Source organism: Enterobacter cloacae complex sp. ECL352 (assembly GCF_020149545.1).
In the GTDB taxonomy this organism is placed as follows: Bacteria; Pseudomonadota; Gammaproteobacteria; order Enterobacterales; family Enterobacteriaceae; genus Enterobacter; species Enterobacter asburiae_B.
Map to the genome: position 1 here is coordinate 1,715,045 of NZ_CP083709.1, position 20,269 is coordinate 1,735,313.

A 20,269-nucleotide genomic window follows, 5' to 3' on the forward strand; every position below is an offset into this window, starting at 1 on the left:
CAGAAAGTTAACTCACCGGCCGGTAATCCCGGCCGGTTAAAGGGTTACAGGCCGATGGCCTTACGGTGTTCTGCCAGGCGATCGACCCCGTCGACTTTGAGCACCATGTTGATGATGTCGATTTCGATGATCTCTTTGCCATCAATGGTCAGCTGGTAGTAAGCGCACTCGGTGGACATCTTGGTGGTGCCGCTCTCGCCCTGCTTGTTTTCACCGCCATCAAACTCTTTATGACGGCCGCGCATGACGATTTCGACGGCGGAGATTTCGCCGGTATCATCGCGCTGATAAGAGCCGGTAAAGCGCAGCGGCACGCTGTCCGCGCCCGGAGAGGCATACTGCGCCCACAGCGCGGCGTCCGGCAGGCCGCCAACGGTCCACTCCAGCGCCAGGGCATCATCGTCCAGGCCGAGGTCGACAGAAACCGAGCCCGGCATACCGCCGCCGCGATACTTTTCCAGCTTGCGGGTCAGCTTCGGTAAGGTGACAGACTCGACAACGCCCATGTAGCTCAGGCCATCATTGAACATATTCAGGTACTTAAGTTTGCGTGGTAACGCCATGCTTCAGCTCCTTAGCTGTTAACCGAATCTGACAGGTCTGCCAGATAGGTATCGGTGATGCGCTGGCGCAGGGTCAGATTTTCCAGCGGCGGGACGGGGGTGTAGTCGTAATCGATATACAGTTTCCCCGCTTTCAGGGTGGATGCATCGTTCGACTCAGGGTCATACCAGCAGGAGCCGTCGACGATATAGCCGTTGGTTTTCAGCTCGCGGAACTTGGCGTTAATACCGGAAACGATGTCGCGAATAAGCGTTGGCGTGATGGGTTTATCCATCGCCCACGCGTGCGCTTCCGCCATGGTATCGGCCAGCACCTGCGCGGTACGGGTGTAGTTTTCAAAGACGAATAACGGGTCGTCTGAGCAGGTACGGTTACCCCAGAATTTAAAGCCGTCGTTGCGAATCAGCGTGGTGACGCCAGCCTGGTTAAGCAGGTTCGCATCGGTAGCCTGTTCCTGCAGATCCCAGGAGACAGAGGCGCTTACGCCAGTAACGCCGTTGACGCCAACGTTTGACAGGGTTTTATGCCAGCCCATGGTCTGGTCGATTTTGGCGCGCAGGCCAAGCGCGCGGGCGGTCGCCCAGGCCGTCGTCGTTGCGTTCGTGGTGGTATCCCATGCCAGAAAATCAGGATGGATAACCATCAGCTCGCGCTGGCTGAAGTTTTTGCGATAATTAATCGCTTCAGAAATGGTTTTACATCCCCATGCGCTGACATAGCCGAACGCGCGCAGGCTCTGGCACATGGCGGCCAGTGCGGTCGCCACTTCCTGAGAGTCCAGCCCCGGCACGCCGAGAATACGTGGCTTAACGCCGGTTACCGTTTTCGCTGTGAGAAGCGCCTTCAGACCGGTATATTTACCGTTTTCATCGGTAGTACCGATGATGTTGGAAACGGTCTGCTTGCGCGCCTCTTCCGGGGTTTCAGCGGTACCTTCGGCCACGCGAACAACAACGACAACCGGTTTGCACTGGTCGGCGATCGCTTGCAGAGAAGCGGACAGCGTCCCCGCCTTGCCGGCTTTCGCAATCGCGTTTTGCACGTTGGTAATGAGCACGGGCTCGTTTAAAGGAAATGTCTTGTCGTCAGCATCGCTGGCCGTACAGACCATGCCGATGATTGCCGTCGAGACGGTGGAAATGGTGCGGGTGCCATCGTTGATTTCGATAACTTCCACGCCGTGGTGAAAATCACTCATCCGTTTAACTCCTTGGTTAGTTGGTGAGTGATATTGTCGCGGCTGGGCTTGCTATGAGCTAACCATCCCTGTCCAGCGGCCGCTGGCACAACGATTGTCCGACTATCGTGGCGGGGAATTTTTTATAAAGCGTGGAAATACCCACATCAAAAATTAACGCAACGCGCTGTCGGGATTCCCCGGCAGCAATCAGCCTGCCAGCCTGAGCCCATTCATCCTGCGTCAATTTAGGGCGTCTGCCACCAATTCGTCCCTGTTCCCGCGCTGCGGCTAGCCCGGCGCACGTCCTCTCAACAATGAGTTCACGCTCCATTTCAGCAAGCGCCCCCATGATATGGAAGAAGAAACGACCCATTGGCGTTGAGGTATCAATGCTATCAGTCAAACTGCGGAAGTTAATGCTTCGATGGCGTAGTTCCTCGGTCATTGAAACGAGGTGGCGCATACTGCGCCCGAGCCGATCAAGTTTCCATACAACGAGAGTATCGCCCGCATTAAGTTGTCTGAGGGCTCGATTGAGTCCCGGTCTGTTTGTCGATTTACCGCTGATTTTATCTTCAAAAATGAGCTCACATCCTGAACGCTGTAGTGCGTCACGCTGTAAGGCGGTGTTTTGTTCATTTGTTGACACGCGTACGTATCCAATAAGCATGGTATTTCTCTCCGTCAAAACCGGAAATCATGCCATTTAATGGATAAACACGCATTTTCTAAAACCTTGGTTTGGGAGGAGCTAAATACGTAACCAGTCGAGGAAGTAACGCCAATGGAGCTTGGGTAATATGGTCGGATGGAGCCATTGAGGTTATGGGGTATGGTGTAATCCTTGATAACGGCCTGGCAACGGTTAATTACCCAATTGCGCTGCCAGGTATAAGCCGCTATATCAGCATTGCCGAACGTCTTTCTGCTGATCCCGGTACTACGCCCAACTATGCTCATTCATCAATGATCATTGATGCTTTAACAACAAATGTCGGTTTCAAAGCTCGTTGCACAATGGCTGCAACGGGTGCCCCATCAAATAATGGTTTTTCGTGGAGAGTTTACTATGCGCCTATTTAATCCGATCACGATGACGGAGGTCATTCATGGTTTCCACGAAACTGGAGCTGCTATTCAACTCCCTGAGGATAACTGGTTTTTCACGATACGGGAAATACCAGAGGGAATGCGACTTGACGTCAATGAAAAAGGTGAGCCAACTCTTATGGAAATTAAATCTGATATCTCTGGCAACGATTAAATGAATACGTTGTCTGGCTAAATGCAGAAAATATCAGGTGCTGCTGATGATTATTGATACATCAAAAGCACCCGATATTGAATGACCTATACCTCGGGTTTCGGTGGAAGGTTAAGGTTCGGAGCGGTATCGGTAACAACCTTAGTTAACTTATAACGATACCGCTGCCATTCAGTCAGACGTGGGATATCTGCATCATCAATGTAGCCTCCAGCCTGAGCATCTACCAATGGTGCGATAATTGCAGACGCTTCCGCTAGCAATGCAGTTTTCTGCTGTTCGGCCTTTGCCACATCCGCAGAGTGTTTCGCTTTTGCGTCGGTTATCCACTCGCTGCCATTCCACTTATCATATGGCGTTCCAGGGGCTTGTGTCGTCGTATCTTTCGGATAATCACCCGGTAGGGAAATCGTGACTTTCTCCCCTGACTTTGTGCTATATACAGTTTTACCGCGATGATCAGCGATGTACTCCCATCCGTTTAAGTCAAAGGTGCGGCAAATAGTAAAACCTTCTTTAATTTCACCAGGCGCATCAATGCATGACAAGGCTGGAATACCTACACCTTCCGCTAAATATTCAACCGAGGAGGAAATATATTCGCGCGTTTCACCATCGTAGTTAAACACAGTTATATCACCGGTCACTGTAGCAATAAGCTCATTGTTTAATTTTGCCTTCGCCATTATGCAGCCCTCACGATGTAGTTAAATGCGATGTTACGGGGGCGGGCGCCAAATGATGACTTTTGCCCCGTAATTGAAGAAATTATTCCAGCGGTACTAATATGTGACCATGATGGGCTATTATCGACAACGCTATCGAAATCACTCACTGCAATATATGCAGTTCCATCAGAATAACCGCCAACAAACATCCCAATCCCGGAACCAAACTGGGCTGACAGCAACCCCCTTCCGCTATCTATACCTCTGCCATCATCCCAGCCACGTATAAACTCAGCGCGAAGATCTGGCAGTTTGAGGGCTGGATAGGCAAGCGCCAATTTAGGGTACTGGGAGGCTGTGAACGCCGCTCCGTTGCATTTAAGCCACCCCGTCGGTGGAGTTGCTGACGGCCACGGAACGGGGACGCCAACCGGCAAAGCAGAGCCTTCTCCCAAACCAAGGTTTTTGAGAACCTCAGCGCTTAACCCCGCATCGGCAATTTCTTTTAACGCATTGGCGATTAAAGGGTACTGTTTATGCGGATTATCAGCAGCAATATGCTTTTTCATCTGATCATCAGCGTAGCCCTTTACCTCAATAACTTTATCGTCAACGTACTGACGCGTTGCCAGCACAACCGACGGATCAATTTTCAGGGAAATTGATGATGTGCTCGACACAATAAGAATCATGCGGATGGTCTGCGTGCGGCCACTGCCTTCCTGCAGCTGAGGCTTATATGTCTCCGGGCAGTTAGCCACGGCGATCAGAATGCCGTCGTCGTCATAGAGACCGATCTCTCGGATCCAGAAACCGCCCTCATTCTCGGGAATAATCTGTTCAGCGATGATCTGGCTGGTATTGTTTGGGTCAACAGCGAGCAGGTTCAGCGGCGCTATGCGTTTTTGGTTGACGAGCTTCGTCTGCGCCGGGTCGGGGGTTGGCAACGTTCCGTTGGCGTCGCCTACCGCCATCTGCGTCAGGTTGAGTTGCGTACCAAGTGCCGTCGCGTTAGCTAGCCGCGCCGCGCCCTGATTCGTCAGTATGGCAAAATATTTTGCGGTCATGCGTTCACTCTCAGGTTATCAATCAAATGGATGGCCGAGGCCGGGTAATAATCACCACCGACAATAAGTTCCTCAGTGGTATAGGGGTAAACAGCCAGCGCATCGCCGTGATAGCATCCTGCGCCAACATAAAACTCTCCCGTTGAGCTCAGGCTGATAGCCAGCCCGGTCATGTGTCTACTTGCCGGTTTGGCATCCTCAATGAGCCGTTCAAGCTCCTGATACATTTCGTCCGTGATGCCGTTATCAAGCACACCGACAACCAGACGGAATGTGCCAGGCTCCTCACCGAGCTGCCACCACTCGCGCACCTCAATCAAAAAGCCAAGCGGTTCCACCACACGACGCAATGCGCTGATGGTTCCTTTGTGCTGATGGACGAAAAACGAGGACATAATGACGCTGCGTTTGGTGCTCTCCGGCCACGCCTCATCCCAACGGTCTACCGACAGCGCCCATGCCAGGTAGGGAAGTAAATTCACCGGGCACGCGCTGGGGTTCCATAAGGTGCGTAGCGGTACCGGTACACGCTCAATTTTCGAGAGCGCAGCGGCAGCGGCGACTTCCAGCGGTGAGGACCCAACGGGTAATAGCCTTTCACTCATCCGAACCCCCGATCGCTATCTGATACGAGGTACAGTTCGAGGCCTGCGACTTACTCAGTACAATGTCAGAGTGGGGAGATTCCAGTTCCACGCGCTGCACGCCTTCAACGTGAAGTGCTGCATAGATGGCCGACAGACGAATATCGCGTCCAAGGCGATGCTGTGCGCTGATATAATTCTGCAGCTTCTGCTCTGCAGCTTGCCTGATGGGTTCAGCTTCTGGTCCGGGATAAACGTAGAGCGTTGCGTTTATCTTGTAAGGCACAATTTCTGCTGACTGGACAGTTACACGATCGCCGACCGGGCGGACGGTTTCAGCGTTAAGCGCTTTTTCAACAACCGCCAGTAGTTCAGGACGAGCGGTACCATCACCCTCACGGGATAACACCGAAATCGTCACGTATGCGGGCTGAGGGCTTTCAACCGAAACGTCAGCGACCCGTCCGTCGGCGCTTCGACCATGATATTCATAGGCTCCAACCGGCCCCGCGACGCTCAATCCTTCAAATGCCTGCTGCGCACGCAGTCGCAGGTCAGCATCAGACTCCATGACGGCAGCCGTTGGCGGAATGGTAGTGTCATCGCCCGGGGTGATGGTCAGGCGTTCGGTATTATTGTTTCCCGCAATAACGTCCAGATCGTGACCGGAAGAATAAGCCAGCGTCACGGCCAGCGCAGCCTCATTAACCCGCTGGCGCCAGATAACTTCCCGGTAGGCGTTCTCCTGCAGGAGCTTCACAATCGGCTCGGACTCCAGCGTCAGCGTCCGTGCAATCGCCTCTCGCTCCTCTTCCGGATAGAGGGAGACAAAGGTGGCCTTTCGTTCTGCCAACAGCGTTTCATAATCCACCTCCTCCACGACATCAGGCGCGGCGAGCTGGCTCAGATCAACAATAGCCATAGCGTTTAACTCAGTGAAATGGTGATAGAAAAGGATTGTCCGGAGGTCGGGCGCGTGCCGGTGATATCGACATACAACGTCCCGTCGTTCTCCGAACGCTCGAATGTGATGGCCGTCAGGCTTATTCGCGGCTCCCATTTCTGGATGGCGGAATAACAGGCGGCCATGATTTGCAGTCGCAGCGCCGGGCTCTGCGGCCTGTCGATCATCGCCGCCAGCAGCGAGCCGTAATCCCGCCGCATGACCCGCGAGCCAATCGGCGTAACCAGAATGTCGCGCACGCTTTGCCGGATGTGTTCCGCCTCTGAAAGGCTAAGCCCGGTCTGCCTGTTCATCCCCCTGTAACGCACCGTCATTGTGTCCCCTTAGTCCAGCTTCCACCGCTTTGCACACTGCCGTGCGCGTGGTTATCCACCTGCACCCCGTTGGAGGTGAATTTACCGCCGGAATGCTCAATATTTCCGGCCATCACGCCACCCTTCTGCACTTCAAGAGAGGCGGTAATTAACTTGTTAGTGCACACCACTTCAGGCGTATCCAGCGTGATGCGGGACGTTGACGTCACCCTCACCTCCGGCACGGTGGCGGTCAGCGATTCTGAGGCGGTAATGACGGCCGTTTTAATGCCTGTAACCGTCAGCGCCCCGTGACCGGGTTCGTACTCGATGACCGCCCCGTCAGGAAACGAGACGTGGAACGCATCAGGCGACCCGGACGGCGCCGGATGGTCGTCAGAGAAAATGCCGGGCAGCACAAAGGCGGTATCAAGCTCGCCGCCGATGGCCAGCAGCAGCACCTGTTCCCCCTCAGAAGGGGCCCACCAGACGCGCGAACGTCCCGCACGACAGGTGAGCCAGTTCAGCCAGGTGGTTTTCATCCCGCCGGTCTGGACACGACAAAGTCCTCTGCTGAGGTCAACATCGGTCACAACACCGATACGAATAAGATTGCGGATCGCGCGAGCGATGCCGTTCATGGAAGTTAATGTATTCATGAGAAGAGAATGCCGTTCAGGAGGAACGGCAGCAACGAGACGGGGTTTTCTGCGGGATGATACAACAAGCGGTCCAGACGGCAGGCGGATGGCGGCCTTCAGCGCGGGGAAATTAGTCCTCCCACTGGCTGACCAGCTCGCCGTTAACGTACAGCGCCTTCGGACGCGTGACGGGCTCCGGCAGCGGCGGCTCGGGGGAATACGTCGCGTGCAGAGCGCCCTGCTCCTGGGAAACAAGAATACGCTCGGTTAATTGCACGCTGATGGTGATATTCATCGTATCGTCATCGTTTAAGACGATCGCGAAGGTGTAACCGTTTTTACGGCCTTCATCGAGGGTAAAAATATCCGGCTGGTTTTCCCGAAGCCAGGCCAGCACCGGGACGAAAAATCCCTCGCTGTCGCCGGTGAAGCCGCTAACCTTCACGTTCAGCGCATACCGCTTTTCAAAGGAGAGCGAGGAGGCCTGGCGGGCGTCAATATTGCCGCCTCCGACCGACATCTGCAGGCGCTCCGGGTTGGCATTGAGTTGGGGGATCGCGTCAATTAATGCCTGACGCAGGCTCTTGAGTTTGTGCATCGAGTTTATCCTGACAGTCTTTAATGGTTTCAACCTGCAGCGCGCAGGCGATAAGGGCGTATTCCAGCCTGCGAATATCCGCGCTGAGATCGCCGTTAGTGGCGGGTTCGCTCCCCGGCATCGGGCAGCGGCTCACCTTCGGGCAGGCGTTGTAAACAATGGGCTGCAGAGGCGCAGGCGGTGCGGGTGTGCAGCCTGCGGACAGCATCAGGCAGCTGAGCGGTATACCAGCGGCGTAACGCTTCATTTTCATTGAGTAATCTCCCGATAGTCGCTTCCCGTCTTGCCCTCTCCTCGCCCGCGGTGACAAGCTCCTCACGGAGCCTGACCTGGGCATTTTCATTTGCTCTGGCCATCCGCTGCGACAGGGACAGCTGCTGATTAAGCGTGGCGAGGGCGGTTTTTTGCTCGCTGGCGACCCGGTTGGCCGCGGCTAAGGAACGGGACAGGTTCAGGTTGTCATGACGAAGCCACAGCGCGATGGCCAGCAGCCCGGCCAGCGCCAGCATGAGCGTTCTCACGACAGCCCCTTCATGCACCAGGCCTTCTCGCGGACGCGACGGTTTTCCAGCCCGGCATTTTTGACGCCGTTGACGTACACCCAGCGGGTAAGCTGCCCGCATGCCTGCACCCACTGTTTACGTTTGATAAAGGACACCAACGTCGAACGGCAGGCGGCGCCTGCGCCGACATTAAAGGTAAAACTCACCAGCGCGTCATAGACCCGGGGCGGCATCTCTACTGGCGCACACGCCGCCAGACGCCGCTCAACATTGAGCACATCAGCGACCAGATTTACCGCAGCCTCACGCTCGGTAATGTCCCGCGTCGGCACAACGTTTGCCGTGTGGCCAATGCCGGACGTCCATACGCCGGCGCTACACCGGTAGGGCGAGAGGCGACATCCTTCGAGATCGGCAATCAACGCCAATCCTTCCGGGGACGTTTTCAGTAATCGAAAGTCAGGCATCAGCACCGCCAGGGCCAGCACGCCGGCGACGCTGCAACGCTTAATGATTGAGTTCACGAATGCTCTTCTTATCGAGGCCAAGAGACTGGAGATAGCGCCAGGTTTTTCGCTTAAACCAGTAATTCGTTAATGCGGTAAAAATGGCGCAAAGACTCCCGACGTACAGCGCGACTTTTTCAGGAGACATCGCCCCGAACCAGGCCAGCGCCACGGCCAGCCAGTAGGCGATAAACGTGGTGATTTTCTCCAGGCTCAGTCCCATAGGTTTACGGATTCTTTTGTGGGGGCGCTATTCACCTCCGGCATCTCTACCGGCGTGCCGTGAGGCAAGATAACGCCTGACTCCGCGAGGCCAGGATTGGCCTTCAGAACGGCTTCAACGACGCCAGCCGTGCGCCCATAAAAGCGGGCGCAAACGGCATCAAGCGTGTCCCCCTGCATTGCATAGATTTTCATCAGACGCTCCCAACATCCGGTTTCCAGGTACTGTAGAGTTTCCCGGGCCAGCAGGCTTTTCGCTATCGCTGACGGATGGACAATCGCGGGCACAACAGATCGTCCGCGAGCGGCGAAGCGTGGTTCAACGGAAGCGCAAAACAGGAATGAGGGTGTTGGTACGGGTGATGACGCCGGGGCTAGCGCCAGCTCTCGTCTTCCCAGACTTCCCGGAGGATAGCGTCCAGCGCCTCGCGATCGGCTTCTTTTTCAAGCCCCTGGAGCTCGACACCCGTCACCGATCCTATTTTCACGTTCACCCGCGATGACGGAAACAGGGAGCGTATTCTGCGGGTCAGTTCGCACTGAAAGGCCTCAGCGACGGCAGGGTCAATCTGCTGATCTTTATCGAGAGTAATGTTCACCCGAACGTTGCCCTCTTTTTTGATTCGTTCCGGAACAGGCGATGCTGAGAATACAACGGTAAATGCGTTGTTCTTGATTAAATTTCCCCGCGCAATCTCAGCAATCAAATTCAGGGCAATCTCACGATCTCTTTCCTGACACGTTCCTTCTGTCGTCAGTCGCGCAATCAGCTCAACTCGTTCAATCATGACCTGCTCGTTCAACTCTCTGTCCACACAACCTCCACCACGAGATGCTGTATAAACATACAGTAGCACGTATTCATAAAAAGAGTGAAGCGAAAAATCAGAACCCTTCACGGTATGTACATGATATGGATGGAGATTAGCGGGTTCTCTGAGCGAAGAGATCCGTTAAATACCCAATACGTTCAAGGATTTTCCGCGCCTTTTGCTGGTAAGAACACGGTGCCGGAAATAGCGATCCGTCGGCTGCCCCCCTGCACCATTTATCGTTAAAGCGGCTGATGCCTCCCGCCATCAGATGCAGGGCTTCTGCCCGGCTGATGGCTATCCCGGTGGCGAGCCGTATCTCATCGATCACCTTCTCCGGCACGCCGTTCTGCGGGTCGCTCGCGAAGACGACGGGCGCTGTCGCGCCAGGGCGGATGAATTTGATGCGTTCGGTTAACGCCCGCCTCGCACGTCGGCTGAGGGGTTGAGAAAGATCGGTCTGCGTACAGTTATTGACAGAACTCCGAGAGGATACGGGCGCGTCCTTAAGATCCGCGGCCCGCTTCGGCACAATTTTCCACTGCGTGAGTCGGGTTAAAACTGGGCTGCCCGCGCCAACGGCAGAATCGTACACGCCGCGGATGCGGACCGTTTCCTCGCCGTACTGGTTAAACCCGGCGCGCGGCTCATACAGCGTGCGCACCTGTAAATCATCGCGACGCACAAACGGCCCGCCCTGCGCCGTGACGTAACCCGCCCAGTCCCCGGCATCGGCAGCATCATGGACGGCTGCAAACTCAACGCTCAGACCGCGCGCGGCATCGGTATCCACCAGACGCCGCAGCTCGCGGTAGACCGTTACCGGCGCGCCGCCGATGAACTGAAACTGGCGAATGTGCCAGCGCCCTGCCCAGGCCGACACGGCGGACGCCGTCTCCTTCAGCAGACCACCGCTTTCGTTATCGGTCTCGCCATCGAGCGCATAGCCGTCGATATTCTTTGAGATGTATTTGGCGATATAGCCGGTAGCGCTGCCTTTCTGCGGATCGATCGCGTCCGCGTGAAAGCGCGCCTGTCTGGCGCTTTCGCTCTGCAGCTCGGCAGCATCCTCCTGCCGGGCGTAATCCCCGATAATCCGGCGAACGCATTCGACGTCTTCCGGCAGCATAAACATCAGCATGTGCCAGTGGGGTGTACTGTCGTGATGGGGTTCCGCAACGCGGATACCAAAGATACGGCGCCCGTCCCGGTGCAGTTTTGCCCGGATACGCGCCCACAGTCGGGTAAAGTAGAGTTGCGTATCCGCCGGGCTGGCCTCGTTCCACTTCGCGTTGGGGAAGCCTGATTTCAGCGTCGCGTGATACTGCGCGGGCGCGGTTAAGGTATAGAACTCGCCCACGTAGCCCAGCGCCTCACAGATATTTTCAAACCCGCGGATACGGGTCATCAGTTCACAGCGACGTATCGCCGGGTTGGCCGCCGAGCTGTCGTATTTTTCAATCAGGCTGATGCGGTTGCCCTCTTCATCTTCCAGCTCCATACCCTTGAGAAATTCGCGCGTGCGGCGCTTCTGCTCGCGCCACTCGATCACGCAGCGTTTGCTCGCATACGCCGTTCTCCGTTTGCTGACGTTGCCGAGGGCAATCTGCAAATGCTCGCGCCAGGCAGCCGCGACCCGACGCAGGCGCCCGCGCCACCACGCCTCGGAAAACATGCGGATCACCGCCGCGGCAACGTCATCTTTGTTGAAAAACGTCTTCGACACCCGCTCCCAGTGCGGAGGCGACACGTTGAACTGTCGGGCGATCAGTCCGGCGCGCTGATACCAGACGTACAGCGTCTGGTATTCGCCCATTTCAGCATCGTTAATATTCGCCAGCTCGCCGCGAATAAAGCTGGCAATATCTGCGGCCAGCAGGTCGATGTCCGCGCGGGACATATCCGGAAGGCGGTTATAGCGGGCCACCAGTTCGATCATCCGCGAGGCGAGGTATTGCAAAAGCTGAGTGTCGAAATGGCCGTCGAACACGGCCTTGGAGACTTCGTCGTGCAGGCCTGTGCAGGCATAGCGATCGGAGACCCGTCGCAGGCGAGGTAACATCCTTTTGCAGAAGCGGATCAAAAAGGCGTTAGCCTGCGGGCTGCCCCGATGCTGTTCGAGGGCGTCAACCGTGCGCCAGACCTCGAAGCGTACGCAGTCGGGCTGCTGTGAAAGGGCAATTCTTGCCTGCTGCAGCGCCGCGAAAAGGCGATCGCGGCGCTGCTGTTGGGCGTGGGTGAGATAAGGGCTGGCAATGGCCGACCGTGGGGCATTCCACGGATAAGCAAATGACGTAGCCAACTTATCCTCCCCGGACGTGTTTATTTTTCATCTCCGCGATCTCCTGGCAGGTCACGCACAGGGCTACGCCAGGCACCGCTATTCGGCGCGCCTCCGGTATCGGGGCCTCGCAGTCCTCGCAGAGGAAACGCGAAGGCGATGCGGGTCGTCTGCGGGCGCGATTAATGTATCGCTCTCTGTCTTCCTGCTCGCGCGCCTGCGCAAGATCGATAAAATCGGCCATCAGTGCAGCTCCTGGGATTCACGCTCGTAGCGGGCCGCCTCGTGGCACAGCAGTTCGGCAACGTCTTCTCCGCTCATGCCGGTTTTGTAGATATGGCTCGCCAGGGCCTCCAGACGCAGGGAGACCGCGAGGGCTCGCGCGCATCGTTCCTCTGTTTTTGCCTCTGCCAGCAGGCGCTTCAGTTCTTCACTTCCGGTCGGATAAGGGCGGTTTTCACTGTTTCGCATCACGCGTTCTCCTTAAATTCAGGCAAAAGGATGCCCGGCGGGTTTACGCCATTAGTTTTTGGGTTGGGTTATATCGGCATGGTCAGCCGTTCAGGAAATAAACTCACGACAGCACGAAAATGATTCATGGCGTTAATCAGCGCCCTTTTCTCCTCTGTGGTTAGCTCACTGAGCTCGCACTCATGACGGGCGACGGGCAATCTCGCCAGGAAAAAGAGGGCGGCCAGCGCCCTGCTGTTCTCCTCAAAACAGGGATCGCGCTTATCGCGCAGCTCAGCCATAAACCGCGCCAGCTCTTTTCCGCTATCGCTCCCGTATCGGGCGCGCAGTTCAGCGATGTGGTTAAGCCCGCTAAGGCGAGCTCCCACGCTAAGTGGAACCCTTGCACGGGCAGCTTCTATCGCCATATCTCCCCTCGCGTAAACTCACGCACGCTAGTGCGCTGAAAACGGGCACAGCACGGTTTTTTCCGCCGTTTGATGATTGCGATTTCAGATGCCATGCTGCATGATTCCCATTTTGATAATGTCTGCAATCATTAGCCTCTGTTTGCCAACGCCTGCCGCTGATTGCCCGAATTTGTAATGATACTAATACTCAAGTGAGCATTAGTAAACACCCAAAGGAATATATTTTGATTTTAGATTCTCAAGTGAATAATGAAGAGTTACTCGATAGAATCTGTCAGGTATATGGTTTCACGCAGAAAATCCAGCTGGCCCGGCACTTTAATATCGCCGCCAGCTCGCTTCAGAACCGCTACGCGCGCGGTACCGTCTCTTACGACTTTGCGGTTCAGTGCGCGCTGGACACCGGCGCCAGCCTTCGCTGGCTGATGACCGGACAAGGTGCGCAGTTTGAAGGTCACCCCGCGCCGGGCGATCCGGTTTCGGTTTCCACATTCACACTGAGTGATGGAAAGCTGGAAGAAAATACCACTTTGAGTATTGACTCTGGTTTCTTTAGCAAACCGCTGGCTCGCGGCATCGCCGTTCGGGCGGAGGGAAAGCTGCACTTTATTGAAAAAGAGGCATCGTTAACCGACGGCCTGTGGCTGGTTGAGATTGAAGGCACCGCCAGCATCCGCGACCTCACGCTGCTGCCGGGTAAAAAACTCCACGTGGCGGGCGGCAAGGTTCCGTTTGAATGCGGTATCGACGAGATAAAAACGGTGGGTCGCGTAGTGGGGATTTACAGCGAGGTTAATTGAGGGTGGGTCGGATGCATTCGCCACCAAAGGTGGGGCGCTCGCTTTCGGGTAGGACACGGAAAAACCCGAGGCAGGGGAAAAAGAGGATCGACGCACATTAACAAGGCTGGTGAAGGTGTGGCATGTCGCTCTATCGGGTTTACCCCATAATGAGAGCACCACACATCAACTCATTAAAGAAATCCCCCATCGCGCCGATCATCATCCGTGTGTATTATTTCCTGTAGCTTTTACAACAACTAACCTTAACTCAAATACTTAAGCGCCAAAGCGAAAGGCATCATGAGCACACCGATCAAACGGCTAGAAATCATTAAAAATGCCATTGAACTGGAAGATGACGACATCATCCAGAGTCAGCTGACACGCCTGAAAAATGAAGCGTTTGACGATGAGCTGCAGGCAATCGTCGTGGCGCTTGAGGAGAAGAACTACACCGCTGCGATGGCGGCAATTACCGCCTGGCTGCAGGGCCAGCGCGCCGTAACCCAGTGGCGCGATCCGCAGGTGGCCGCCAGCAAGCTGGAGCTAAAGGCACTGGAAGAGCGTCTACGCGATCTGATTGACCGGCGCAACGCCCGGGTGCAGCAGCTTGATGAGTTCAACGATCTCTATTTTTCTCGCCTCGGGCCGCTGATGCAGCAGATCCTCGCCCTGCGTAAAACGCTGGCCGAGCTCAATCTGCGCCGTCAGCAGGCGGAAGCGCGTCGTCGCGAGGAAGATTACCGTCGCTGCCAGCGCTATATGGCGCAGGCGGTAGAGGTGCTGGCGACGCTCACCCAGCGCTGGCGCGATCTCCCGGCCGACTCCGTGCAGGCCGCTGAGGCGCGTAAGCATCTGGAACAGCAAAGCAATCTGATTGCCAACCTGCTGGCCGAAGCGCTGGAGCTGGAGAGCGGCTTAACGCGCGAAGAGGAGCCTGCGCGTCAGGCGCGCGACGACGCTAACGAAGAGTACGAGAAGTATCGCGAGCAGCATCACGATGCCGAAGTGCGGCTGCGCAAGGGCAAGGATCTTTCGGAAGAGGATCGGAACGAGCTCAAGCGCCTCTGGCGGCAGGCGAGCAAGCTCTGCCACCCGGATCTGGTGGCGGACGACCTGAAAGAGGAAGCTAACGCGATGATGGTCCAGCTCAACCAGGCGAAGCAGCGTGGCGACGTTAAAACCATTCGCTCACTGGTGGCCCGGCTGCAGCAGGGCTTTGAGCCATTGATGGCAAGCGACAGGCTGAACGATCTGGAACGTATCCGCAAAAAAATGGCGCAGGTTCGCGAGCAAATCGACATTTTAGTGAACGAGCTGGCGGAGCTGGAGAAAGAGGAGTCCTGGCTTCTGGTCTCGTCGCTGAACAATATGGAAGCATACTTCGCTCAGCAGGAGAAAGCGCTGCACGAGGTCCGCGCCTCGCTCGAACATCAGGTGAGCGAAGCGCAGCTGGATTCCGCCGCCTGATTATTTGGCGTGCCAGTATGCGCTGGCACGCACCAGTTGAGGGTCAATCGCGTCGGTTTCAAACTGACGGCTCAGCGTCTTCACTACCTTCCCTTCCCCGGTCAGCCAGATGAAGTAATCTTCCCCTGGAACGGTCAGCGCCGCCAGATGGTCCGCTACCGCCTGCTCGTTGTGGCCCACCACCCAGGTGATTTCGAACTCGCTCAGGTGTGCCAGATAGTCTTTATAAGATTCGTCCCCGACCGTCACTACCGCATGAACCTGCGGGCGAACCGGCAGTTTAGCAATGCTTTCTAAGCGTCGACGCAGCGCGGGCATGCCGGACTCGTCGCACACGTACAGCTGCCAGGCGTAATCCTCCGGCACCACCAGCGAACCACGCGGACCGCCGATGGTCAGCCTGTCTCCCGCTTTCGCCTCGACCGCCCAGCGGCTGGCAATGCCGCCGTCGTGAATGAAGAAATCGAGTACCAGCTCATGGTTTGCCTCGTCGTACAGCGGCGTGTAGTCGCGCGTCTGAGGACGTACGCCGTCACCCCAGTCGATGCCTTCATCGGTGACCACCGGCGGTACAAATACCGCCCCAGGAGCCGGGAAAAAGACTTTTGTATGGTCGTCGAAACCGCGGGAGCTAAAGCCCTCCAGCTGCTCGCCGCCTAAAACAATGCGCTGGAAACCCGCGCTGGCGCGCTCAACGCGGAGCACCGTCAGCTCGCGAAAGCGCAGGTCATTACGAACACGCTGTGGGTAACGGGTAGATGCCATTTTTAGCCCCTTCTATGGTGAATACGATATATCTAAATCAATTATCCAAATGATAATGATTACTAGTAAGTAAAAATGCAAGATCTTTTAGATTGCATCTGAATATATCTTAGATATAGTTTAGATATATCAAATTGAGAGAGCTACTATGCGACACGAACACGACAGCGGCAGGCGCCGACCGCGCTTTTTCGGCCACGGCGATCTGCGGCTGGTGATTCTGGATATCCTGACCCGCAGCGCGAGCCACGGCTACGAGCTGATCAAAGAGATCGAGAACCTGACCCAGGGGAATTACACCCCGAGCCCAGGAGTGATCTACCCGACCCTGGATTATCTTCAGGATCAAACCTTTATCACCATTACGGAAGAAGAGAACGGTCGTAAGACGATTACGATTACCGCTGAAGGACAACGCTGGCTGGACGAAAACCGGGAACAGCTGGAACAGATCCAGGTGCGTATCAAAGCGCGTTCCGTCGGTTTTCAGCTGCGCAAAAACCCGCAGATGAAGCGGGCGCTGGATAACTTCAAAGCGGTGTTAGACCTGAAGGTGAATCAGGGAGAGCTCAGCGACGCGCAGCTCAAGCAGATTATCGGCGTTATTGACCGCGCGGCGCTCGAGATCTCCCAGCTGGACTAAGCCGGAGCGTGCTCGCTCACGCGGAAGACGCGTACCAGCTCCTTCAGGTGCATCGCCTGTTCGTTAAGCGATGCTGCCGCCGCGACGGACTCCTCCACCAGCGCGGAGTTCTGCTGGGTGGTGGCATCAATCAGGCCAATCGCGCTGTTAATCTGCGAGATACCTTCCGTCTGCTCGTGGCTGGCCTGGCGGATTTCGCGCAGGATCACGTCCATCTCTTCCACGTTGCCGACCATCCCGTTGATCAACGCACTCGCTTTTTCAACCAGGTTCATCCCGTCCTGGGTCTGGCTGGTAGAGCTCTCAATCAGCTCGCGGATTTCGCTGGCAGACGACGCGCTCTTCTGGGCAAGCTGGCGAACTTCACCCGCCACCACCGCAAAGCCGCGACCGTGCTCGCCGGCGCGCGCCGCTTCCACCGCCGCGTTCAACGCCAGAATATTGGTCTGGAAAGCAATAGCGTCGATCAGGTCGATAATGTCGGACATTCGGTTCGATGTTTCGTTAATCAGGCGCATTTTGCTGGTCACCTGCTTCATCATCTCGCCGTTGTTTTTGACCACAGTGGCGGCATCCGCCGAGAGGTTGGTCGCTTCCCCGGTATGCGAGGCGGTATTTTTCACCGTTGCGGTGATCTGCTCCATCGAGGCGGCGGTCTGTTCTACAGAACTTGCCTGCTCTTCCGTGCGCGCGGCCAGATCCTGGTTCCCGGCGACAATCTGCGCGGCTGCGCTGGAGATATTCTCCGAGCCGGTTTGCACCTGCTGCACGATGTCCAGCAGTCGCGTTTTCATCTCCATCAGCGCATGCAGCAGCAGACCCGTTTCGTCTTTACCATGTGGCGTGATGCTGCCCGTCAGATCGCCCTCAGAAATGGCTTTTGCAAAATGCACCGCCTCGCCGAGCGGACGAGTGATAGCGCGCACGATAAACCAGCCAATCAGGCTGCCTGCCGCAACGCTAAAAAGCGTGAGCAGGATCAGCAGCAGGCGGTTAGACCTGAAATCCCCTTCCACCTGCGCGCCGGCACTCTGCATCTCGCTGTTTTGAATGGTAATCAGCTCCTTCACCTTCGCTTTATAAGCCTGCTGCACGGCGAGGGTGGTGGTCATCATCTCCTGAATAGCGCCCGCACGATTGTTGTTCTGCACCGCCTGCAGAATGCGGTAGCGCGAGTCCAGATACTGCTGGCGCACGCTGCGGATCTCCGCCAGAACCTGCTGAGACTTTTGATCCTGCAACGCGTTGTTCAGCTCGCCCAGGATCACCGTGATGTGCTCGCTGATCTCTTTCAGGCGCTGCTGAGATTGCCCCGTATAGGTGCCCTGCTCGTCCAGCAGCATCAGCTGTTGAGTGCTAATAAATTCCTGGAAGTTATCGATTAACTGGTTCGCTTTTACCGTGGTCGGATAATCACTGGTAATAATCGATTGCATCCCGTTATTAGCCCGGTTCAGGCTCAGCAGAGACAGGCTCGCACTGATGGCCATCAGGACAATAAAGAACCCGAACGCCAGAAATAATTTCGTGCCGATCTTTACGTCATGTAAAAACATATTTTCTCCATCGATGTGATTATTTCTCAGACGATCGCTGTTATCGGTAACGATTTCGCTAACTTTATGAGTTTGATCGTTTTTTTATTTAATAACCCCCGCAATGCATAGGTGTAGGCTATTAATGTAGCCTCATCGATCGTTACCAGACCGTCAAACGGGGTATTTTCGAAATAGCATTCTGAAGAACTGACTTAGGCAGGAATAAATAACTGAGGCAATTTCTTTAGTTATTTAATATTAAATTAACAATAAACCACATTAATAGTCACAATCAGAAAAATAAAAAGCCGTTTATTCCCTACGGTATAAACGGCTTTTTTGGAACATTACTGACTCAGTGGAGCACAGTCACCGCATCCTTTAGGCGTCCGGCGCGGTGCTTCACCATTGCAGAAATGTGGGCGCTCTCCTCGACCAGGTCGGCGTTTTTCTGCGTGATGCTGTCGAGTTCGGCCACCGCGCGGGTCAACTCTGACAGCCCGGTTGCCTGCTCGGAGGTCGCGTGGCTGATCTGGGCGATAAGCTGCGTCACGTTTTTCACCTGCACCACGATATCATCCATCGTGCGGCCTGCGGCGTGAACCTGCTCAGAGCCGGACTGCACCTTGCTGGCGCTGGCATCAATCAGTTTACGAATATCATTGGCGGCACTGGCGCTGCGGCTGGCGAGATGGCGCACTTCGCCCGCGACCACGGCAAAACCTTTTCCCTGCTCTCCTGCCCTTGCCGCTTCAACCGCCGCGTTCAGCGCCAGAATATTGGTCTGGAAAGCGATGTCGTTAATCAGGGAGGTAATCGAGCCAATTCGCTGCGTGCTGTCGGCAATGTCATCCATGGTTTTGACCACGGTCTGCATCGCGTTGCCCCCTTTCGTTGCCGCGCTGCTCGCGGCCATGGAGAGTTTATCCACCTCGGCGGCGGTTTCAGAGTTACTCTGAACGGAAGCGGCCATCTGGTTCATTGTTGCGACGGTCTGCTGCACGTTCGCCACGGTCTGACGCGTGCGATCGTTCAGGTCTTCATTTCCCTGCGCCAGCCTGTCGCTGCCGTCACGGACGCTCACTACCTGGCTCGACACGTCATTGATTAACCAGCGGCACATCAGGCCCAGCTGCCCGACCGCGCGCAGCGTCAGCCCGAGCTCGTCGCTGCGGTTCAGATGCTGCACGCTGTTGCGCTCACCGGTTGCGACCTTCAGGGCCTGTTGCGCCACATTCTCTACCGGGCGGACAATCTGTTGCTCAAACAGCAGCGTTCCCAGCAGCATCACCACCGCGGCAGCAACGAGCGGCATCCACCCGGCGGAAGTCGCGACCAGCGTGGCGGCGAGTAGCGCAAAAAGCGCCGCCATCACGCTACGCACGCGCCAGCGCAGCGGCATTGCCGGCAGTTTGCCCAGCCAGCCTTTTCCAACCACCAGCCCCTTGTGCACGCGTTTCTTACAGCTCCCGTCGTTCAGCGCCCGGTAGAGCGGCTCCACGATCGCAATCTCTTCGGCTGTGGCTTTGGTGCGAATGGACATATAGCCCGTCACCTGCCCGCGGCGCACCATCGGCACCGCATTCGCACGCACCCAGTAGTGGTCGCCGTTTTTGCGCCGGTTTTTGACAATTCCGCTCCACGGCTCGCCCTGCTGCAGCGTGTACCACATATCGGCAAACGCGGCTTTTGGCATGTCGGGGTGGCGGACCAGATTGTGCGGCTGGCCCGTCAGCTCATCCAGCTGATAGCCGCTCACCTGCACAAAGGTGTCGTTGGCGTGTGTGATGTAGCTGTGGACGTCTGTGGTAGACATTAAGGTGGTGTCATCGTCCAGAGAATATTCATTCTGGGTGACATAGGTTGGAGAGGACATCGTGGGCATCCCTTGCAGGTTATTTGAATGTTAATTTTGTGGGTCAATGTTTTTTCGGCGGTAAACAATTTATCTTTAGTTGTTAAACTTGATGAAGATCGCAGATTTCACTTAAACCATACTTTTTGTACGATTTTATAATTCATTGATTTCAAATACTTTCGCAA

28 protein-coding genes are annotated in these 20,269 nt (G+C 55.8%); 5 read left to right on the forward strand and 23 right to left on the reverse strand.

What is annotated here, in order from left to right; translation table 11 throughout:
- Positions 1-44 precede the first annotated feature (44 nt).
- From LBF07_RS08355 to LBF07_RS08365, 3 genes are read right to left on the reverse strand one after another with little or no spacing between them, the layout of a single operon-like run.
- Positions 45-563 (reverse strand): phage major tail tube protein, encoded by a 519-nt coding sequence (locus LBF07_RS08355; RefSeq protein WP_023309235.1) that lies wholly within the window; start codon positions 561-563, stop codon positions 45-47.
- An 11-nt stretch (positions 564-574) separates the two neighbouring features.
- A complete protein-coding gene (locus LBF07_RS08360) occupies positions 575-1,762 on the reverse strand; it encodes a phage tail sheath protein (RefSeq protein WP_033146683.1) in 1,188 nt (395 codons plus the stop codon).
- Between the two features lie 58 nt (positions 1,763-1,820).
- Positions 1,821-2,414: a recombinase family protein gene (locus tag LBF07_RS08365; protein WP_094934438.1), complete on the reverse strand. Its 594-nt coding sequence runs from the start codon at positions 2,412-2,414 to the stop codon at positions 1,821-1,823.
- Between the two features lie 155 nt (positions 2,415-2,569).
- Between LBF07_RS08365 and LBF07_RS08370 the strand changes: the two genes are divergently transcribed.
- Both LBF07_RS08370 and LBF07_RS08375 read left to right on the forward strand, forming a co-directional pair.
- A complete protein-coding gene (locus tag LBF07_RS08370; RefSeq protein WP_223998064.1) occupies positions 2,570-2,827 on the forward strand; it encodes a hypothetical protein in 258 nt (85 codons plus the stop codon).
- Positions 2,814-3,008, forward strand: coding sequence for a hypothetical protein (locus tag LBF07_RS08375; protein ID WP_094934439.1), 195 nt, complete (start codon positions 2,814-2,816; stop codon positions 3,006-3,008). The genes LBF07_RS08370 and LBF07_RS08375 overlap by 14 nt, the downstream gene beginning before the upstream one ends.
- A gap of 86 nt (positions 3,009-3,094) precedes the next feature.
- Here LBF07_RS08375 and LBF07_RS08380 read toward each other — a convergent pair whose 3' ends face one another.
- The 17 genes from LBF07_RS08380 to LBF07_RS08460 form a co-directional block, all read right to left on the reverse strand.
- Positions 3,095-3,694 carry a tail fiber assembly protein gene (locus LBF07_RS08380; protein ID WP_094934440.1) on the reverse strand — a complete coding sequence of 200 codons (600 nt, stop codon included), beginning with the start codon at positions 3,692-3,694 and terminating at the stop codon, positions 3,095-3,097.
- Entirely contained in the window at positions 3,694-4,743 is a 1,050-nt protein-coding gene (locus LBF07_RS08385; protein ID WP_094934441.1) for a phage tail protein, read from the reverse strand. Before LBF07_RS08385 ends, LBF07_RS08380 begins: the two co-directional genes overlap by 1 nt.
- On the reverse strand, positions 4,740-5,348 hold the full coding sequence (locus LBF07_RS08390) for a phage tail protein I (RefSeq protein WP_047060334.1): 609 nt from the start codon (positions 5,346-5,348) through the stop codon (positions 4,740-4,742). Before LBF07_RS08390 ends, LBF07_RS08385 begins: the two co-directional genes overlap by 4 nt.
- Positions 5,341-6,249 (reverse strand): baseplate assembly protein, encoded by a 909-nt coding sequence (locus tag LBF07_RS08395; RefSeq protein ID WP_033146687.1) that lies wholly within the window; start codon positions 6,247-6,249, stop codon positions 5,341-5,343. Before LBF07_RS08395 ends, LBF07_RS08390 begins: the two co-directional genes overlap by 8 nt.
- A gap of 5 nt (positions 6,250-6,254) precedes the next feature.
- Entirely contained in the window at positions 6,255-6,605 is a 351-nt protein-coding gene (locus tag LBF07_RS08400; RefSeq protein ID WP_033146688.1) for a GPW/gp25 family protein, read from the reverse strand.
- Complete coding sequence (locus LBF07_RS08405; RefSeq protein WP_094934442.1) at positions 6,602-7,243, reverse strand: phage baseplate assembly protein V; 642 nt, start codon at positions 7,241-7,243, stop codon at positions 6,602-6,604. Before LBF07_RS08405 ends, LBF07_RS08400 begins: the two co-directional genes overlap by 4 nt.
- A gap of 112 nt (positions 7,244-7,355) precedes the next feature.
- Positions 7,356-7,823 (reverse strand): phage tail protein, encoded by a 468-nt coding sequence (locus LBF07_RS08410; RefSeq protein WP_094934443.1) that lies wholly within the window; start codon positions 7,821-7,823, stop codon positions 7,356-7,358.
- Complete coding sequence (gene lysC / locus LBF07_RS08415; protein WP_231926973.1) at positions 7,786-8,031, reverse strand: Rz1-like lysis system protein LysC; 246 nt, start codon at positions 8,029-8,031, stop codon at positions 7,786-7,788. The genes LBF07_RS08410 and lysC overlap by 38 nt, the downstream gene beginning before the upstream one ends.
- On the reverse strand, positions 7,919-8,332 hold the full coding sequence (lysB, locus tag LBF07_RS08420) for an Rz-like lysis system protein LysB (RefSeq protein WP_071891638.1): 414 nt from the start codon (positions 8,330-8,332) through the stop codon (positions 7,919-7,921). The genes lysC and lysB overlap by 113 nt, the downstream gene beginning before the upstream one ends.
- Positions 8,333-8,340: 8 nt before the next feature.
- Entirely contained in the window at positions 8,341-8,850 is a 510-nt protein-coding gene (locus tag LBF07_RS08425) for a lysozyme (RefSeq protein ID WP_047060325.1), read from the reverse strand.
- Complete coding sequence (locus LBF07_RS08430) at positions 8,834-9,055, reverse strand: HP1 family phage holin (RefSeq protein WP_029741404.1); 222 nt, start codon at positions 9,053-9,055, stop codon at positions 8,834-8,836. Before LBF07_RS08430 ends, LBF07_RS08425 begins: the two co-directional genes overlap by 17 nt.
- On the reverse strand, positions 9,046-9,249 hold the full coding sequence (locus LBF07_RS08435) for a tail protein X (RefSeq protein ID WP_047174529.1): 204 nt from the start codon (positions 9,247-9,249) through the stop codon (positions 9,046-9,048). The genes LBF07_RS08430 and LBF07_RS08435 overlap by 10 nt, the downstream gene beginning before the upstream one ends.
- Before the next feature lie 179 nt (positions 9,250-9,428).
- Positions 9,429-9,869 (reverse strand): DinI-like family protein, encoded by a 441-nt coding sequence (locus tag LBF07_RS08440; RefSeq protein WP_048981242.1) that lies wholly within the window; start codon positions 9,867-9,869, stop codon positions 9,429-9,431.
- 109 nt (positions 9,870-9,978) lie between these two features.
- Entirely contained in the window at positions 9,979-12,168 is a 2,190-nt protein-coding gene (locus LBF07_RS08445) for a replication endonuclease (protein WP_094934444.1), read from the reverse strand.
- Position 12,169: 1 nt separating this feature from the next.
- Complete coding sequence (locus tag LBF07_RS08450; RefSeq protein WP_045404086.1) at positions 12,170-12,391, reverse strand: TraR/DksA family transcriptional regulator; 222 nt, start codon at positions 12,389-12,391, stop codon at positions 12,170-12,172.
- Positions 12,391-12,618 (reverse strand): DUF2732 family protein, encoded by a 228-nt coding sequence (locus LBF07_RS08455; protein WP_029741400.1) that lies wholly within the window; start codon positions 12,616-12,618, stop codon positions 12,391-12,393. The genes LBF07_RS08450 and LBF07_RS08455 overlap by 1 nt, the downstream gene beginning before the upstream one ends.
- Before the next feature lie 68 nt (positions 12,619-12,686).
- Positions 12,687-13,025, reverse strand: a complete 339-nt coding sequence (locus LBF07_RS08460) for a DUF5347 domain-containing protein (protein ID WP_033146696.1) — start codon at positions 13,023-13,025, stop codon at positions 12,687-12,689.
- A 227-nt stretch (positions 13,026-13,252) separates the two neighbouring features.
- Here LBF07_RS08460 and LBF07_RS08465 point away from each other — a divergent pair, with 227 nt between their 5' ends.
- Positions 13,253-13,828, forward strand: coding sequence for a phage repressor protein CI (locus LBF07_RS08465; RefSeq protein WP_047060318.1), 576 nt, complete (start codon positions 13,253-13,255; stop codon positions 13,826-13,828).
- Positions 13,829-14,110: 282 nt separating this feature from the next.
- Positions 14,111-15,280, forward strand: a complete 1,170-nt coding sequence (locus LBF07_RS08470; RefSeq protein WP_033146698.1) for a DNA repair protein — start codon at positions 14,111-14,113, stop codon at positions 15,278-15,280.
- Here LBF07_RS08470 and LBF07_RS08475 read toward each other — a convergent pair whose 3' ends face one another.
- Positions 15,281-16,045, reverse strand: coding sequence for a siderophore-interacting protein (locus LBF07_RS08475; RefSeq protein WP_094934445.1), 765 nt, complete (start codon positions 16,043-16,045; stop codon positions 15,281-15,283).
- A 148-nt stretch (positions 16,046-16,193) separates the two neighbouring features.
- Here LBF07_RS08475 and LBF07_RS08480 point away from each other — a divergent pair, with 148 nt between their 5' ends.
- Positions 16,194-16,688: a PadR family transcriptional regulator gene (locus tag LBF07_RS08480; protein WP_094934446.1), complete on the forward strand. Its 495-nt coding sequence runs from the start codon at positions 16,194-16,196 to the stop codon at positions 16,686-16,688.
- Here the strand turns inward: LBF07_RS08480 and LBF07_RS08485 are convergent.
- Both LBF07_RS08485 and LBF07_RS08490 read right to left on the reverse strand, forming a co-directional pair.
- Positions 16,685-18,244 (reverse strand): methyl-accepting chemotaxis protein, encoded by a 1,560-nt coding sequence (locus LBF07_RS08485; protein WP_023333505.1) that lies wholly within the window; start codon positions 18,242-18,244, stop codon positions 16,685-16,687. The two genes, LBF07_RS08480 and LBF07_RS08485, sit on opposite strands and share 4 nt — an antisense overlap.
- A 337-nt stretch (positions 18,245-18,581) precedes the next feature.
- Positions 18,582-20,102 carry a PAS domain-containing methyl-accepting chemotaxis protein gene (locus tag LBF07_RS08490; RefSeq protein ID WP_094934447.1) on the reverse strand — a complete coding sequence of 507 codons (1,521 nt, stop codon included), beginning with the start codon at positions 20,100-20,102 and terminating at the stop codon, positions 18,582-18,584.
- Positions 20,103-20,269: the final 167 nt, after the last annotated feature.

Coding starts and splice junctions, on each gene's coding strand:
- LBF07_RS08355 (WP_023309235.1), bottom strand. CDS start 563: ATGGCGTTACCACGCAAACTTAAGTACCTGAATATGTTCAATGATGGC.
- LBF07_RS08360 (WP_033146683.1), bottom strand. CDS start 1,762: ATGAGTGATTTTCACCACGGCGTGGAAGTTATCGAAATCAACGATGGC.
- LBF07_RS08365 (WP_094934438.1), bottom strand. CDS start 2,414: ATGCTTATTGGATACGTACGCGTGTCAACAAATGAACAAAACACCGCC.
- LBF07_RS08370 (WP_223998064.1), top strand. CDS start 2,570: ATGGGGTATGGTGTAATCCTTGATAACGGCCTGGCAACGGTTAATTAC.
- LBF07_RS08375 (WP_094934439.1), top strand. CDS start 2,814: ATGCGCCTATTTAATCCGATCACGATGACGGAGGTCATTCATGGTTTC.
- LBF07_RS08380 (WP_094934440.1), bottom strand. CDS start 3,694: ATGGCGAAGGCAAAATTAAACAATGAGCTTATTGCTACAGTGACCGGT.
- LBF07_RS08385 (WP_094934441.1), bottom strand. CDS start 4,743: ATGACCGCAAAATATTTTGCCATACTGACGAATCAGGGCGCGGCGCGG.
- LBF07_RS08390 (WP_047060334.1), bottom strand. CDS start 5,348: ATGAGTGAAAGGCTATTACCCGTTGGGTCCTCACCGCTGGAAGTCGCC.
- LBF07_RS08395 (WP_033146687.1), bottom strand. CDS start 6,249: ATGGCTATTGTTGATCTGAGCCAGCTCGCCGCGCCTGATGTCGTGGAG.
- LBF07_RS08400 (WP_033146688.1), bottom strand. CDS start 6,605: ATGACGGTGCGTTACAGGGGGATGAACAGGCAGACCGGGCTTAGCCTT.
- LBF07_RS08405 (WP_094934442.1), bottom strand. CDS start 7,243: ATGAATACATTAACTTCCATGAACGGCATCGCTCGCGCGATCCGCAAT.
- LBF07_RS08410 (WP_094934443.1), bottom strand. CDS start 7,823: ATGCACAAACTCAAGAGCCTGCGTCAGGCATTAATTGACGCGATCCCC.
- lysC (WP_231926973.1), bottom strand. CDS start 8,031: ATGCTGTCCGCAGGCTGCACACCCGCACCGCCTGCGCCTCTGCAGCCC.
- lysB (WP_071891638.1), bottom strand. CDS start 8,332: ATGCTGGCGCTGGCCGGGCTGCTGGCCATCGCGCTGTGGCTTCGTCAT.
- LBF07_RS08430 (WP_029741404.1), bottom strand. CDS start 9,055: ATGGGACTGAGCCTGGAGAAAATCACCACGTTTATCGCCTACTGGCTG.
- LBF07_RS08435 (WP_047174529.1), bottom strand. CDS start 9,249: ATGAAAATCTATGCAATGCAGGGGGACACGCTTGATGCCGTTTGCGCC.
- LBF07_RS08450 (WP_045404086.1), bottom strand. CDS start 12,391: ATGGCCGATTTTATCGATCTTGCGCAGGCGCGCGAGCAGGAAGACAGA.
- LBF07_RS08455 (WP_029741400.1), bottom strand. CDS start 12,618: ATGCGAAACAGTGAAAACCGCCCTTATCCGACCGGAAGTGAAGAACTG.
- LBF07_RS08460 (WP_033146696.1), bottom strand. CDS start 13,025: ATGGCGATAGAAGCTGCCCGTGCAAGGGTTCCACTTAGCGTGGGAGCT.
- LBF07_RS08470 (WP_033146698.1), top strand. CDS start 14,111: ATGAGCACACCGATCAAACGGCTAGAAATCATTAAAAATGCCATTGAA.
- LBF07_RS08475 (WP_094934445.1), bottom strand. CDS start 16,045: ATGGCATCTACCCGTTACCCACAGCGTGTTCGTAATGACCTGCGCTTT.
- LBF07_RS08480 (WP_094934446.1), top strand. CDS start 16,194: ATGCGACACGAACACGACAGCGGCAGGCGCCGACCGCGCTTTTTCGGC.
- LBF07_RS08485 (WP_023333505.1), bottom strand. CDS start 18,244: ATGTTTTTACATGACGTAAAGATCGGCACGAAATTATTTCTGGCGTTC.
- LBF07_RS08490 (WP_094934447.1), bottom strand. CDS start 20,102: ATGTCCTCTCCAACCTATGTCACCCAGAATGAATATTCTCTGGACGAT.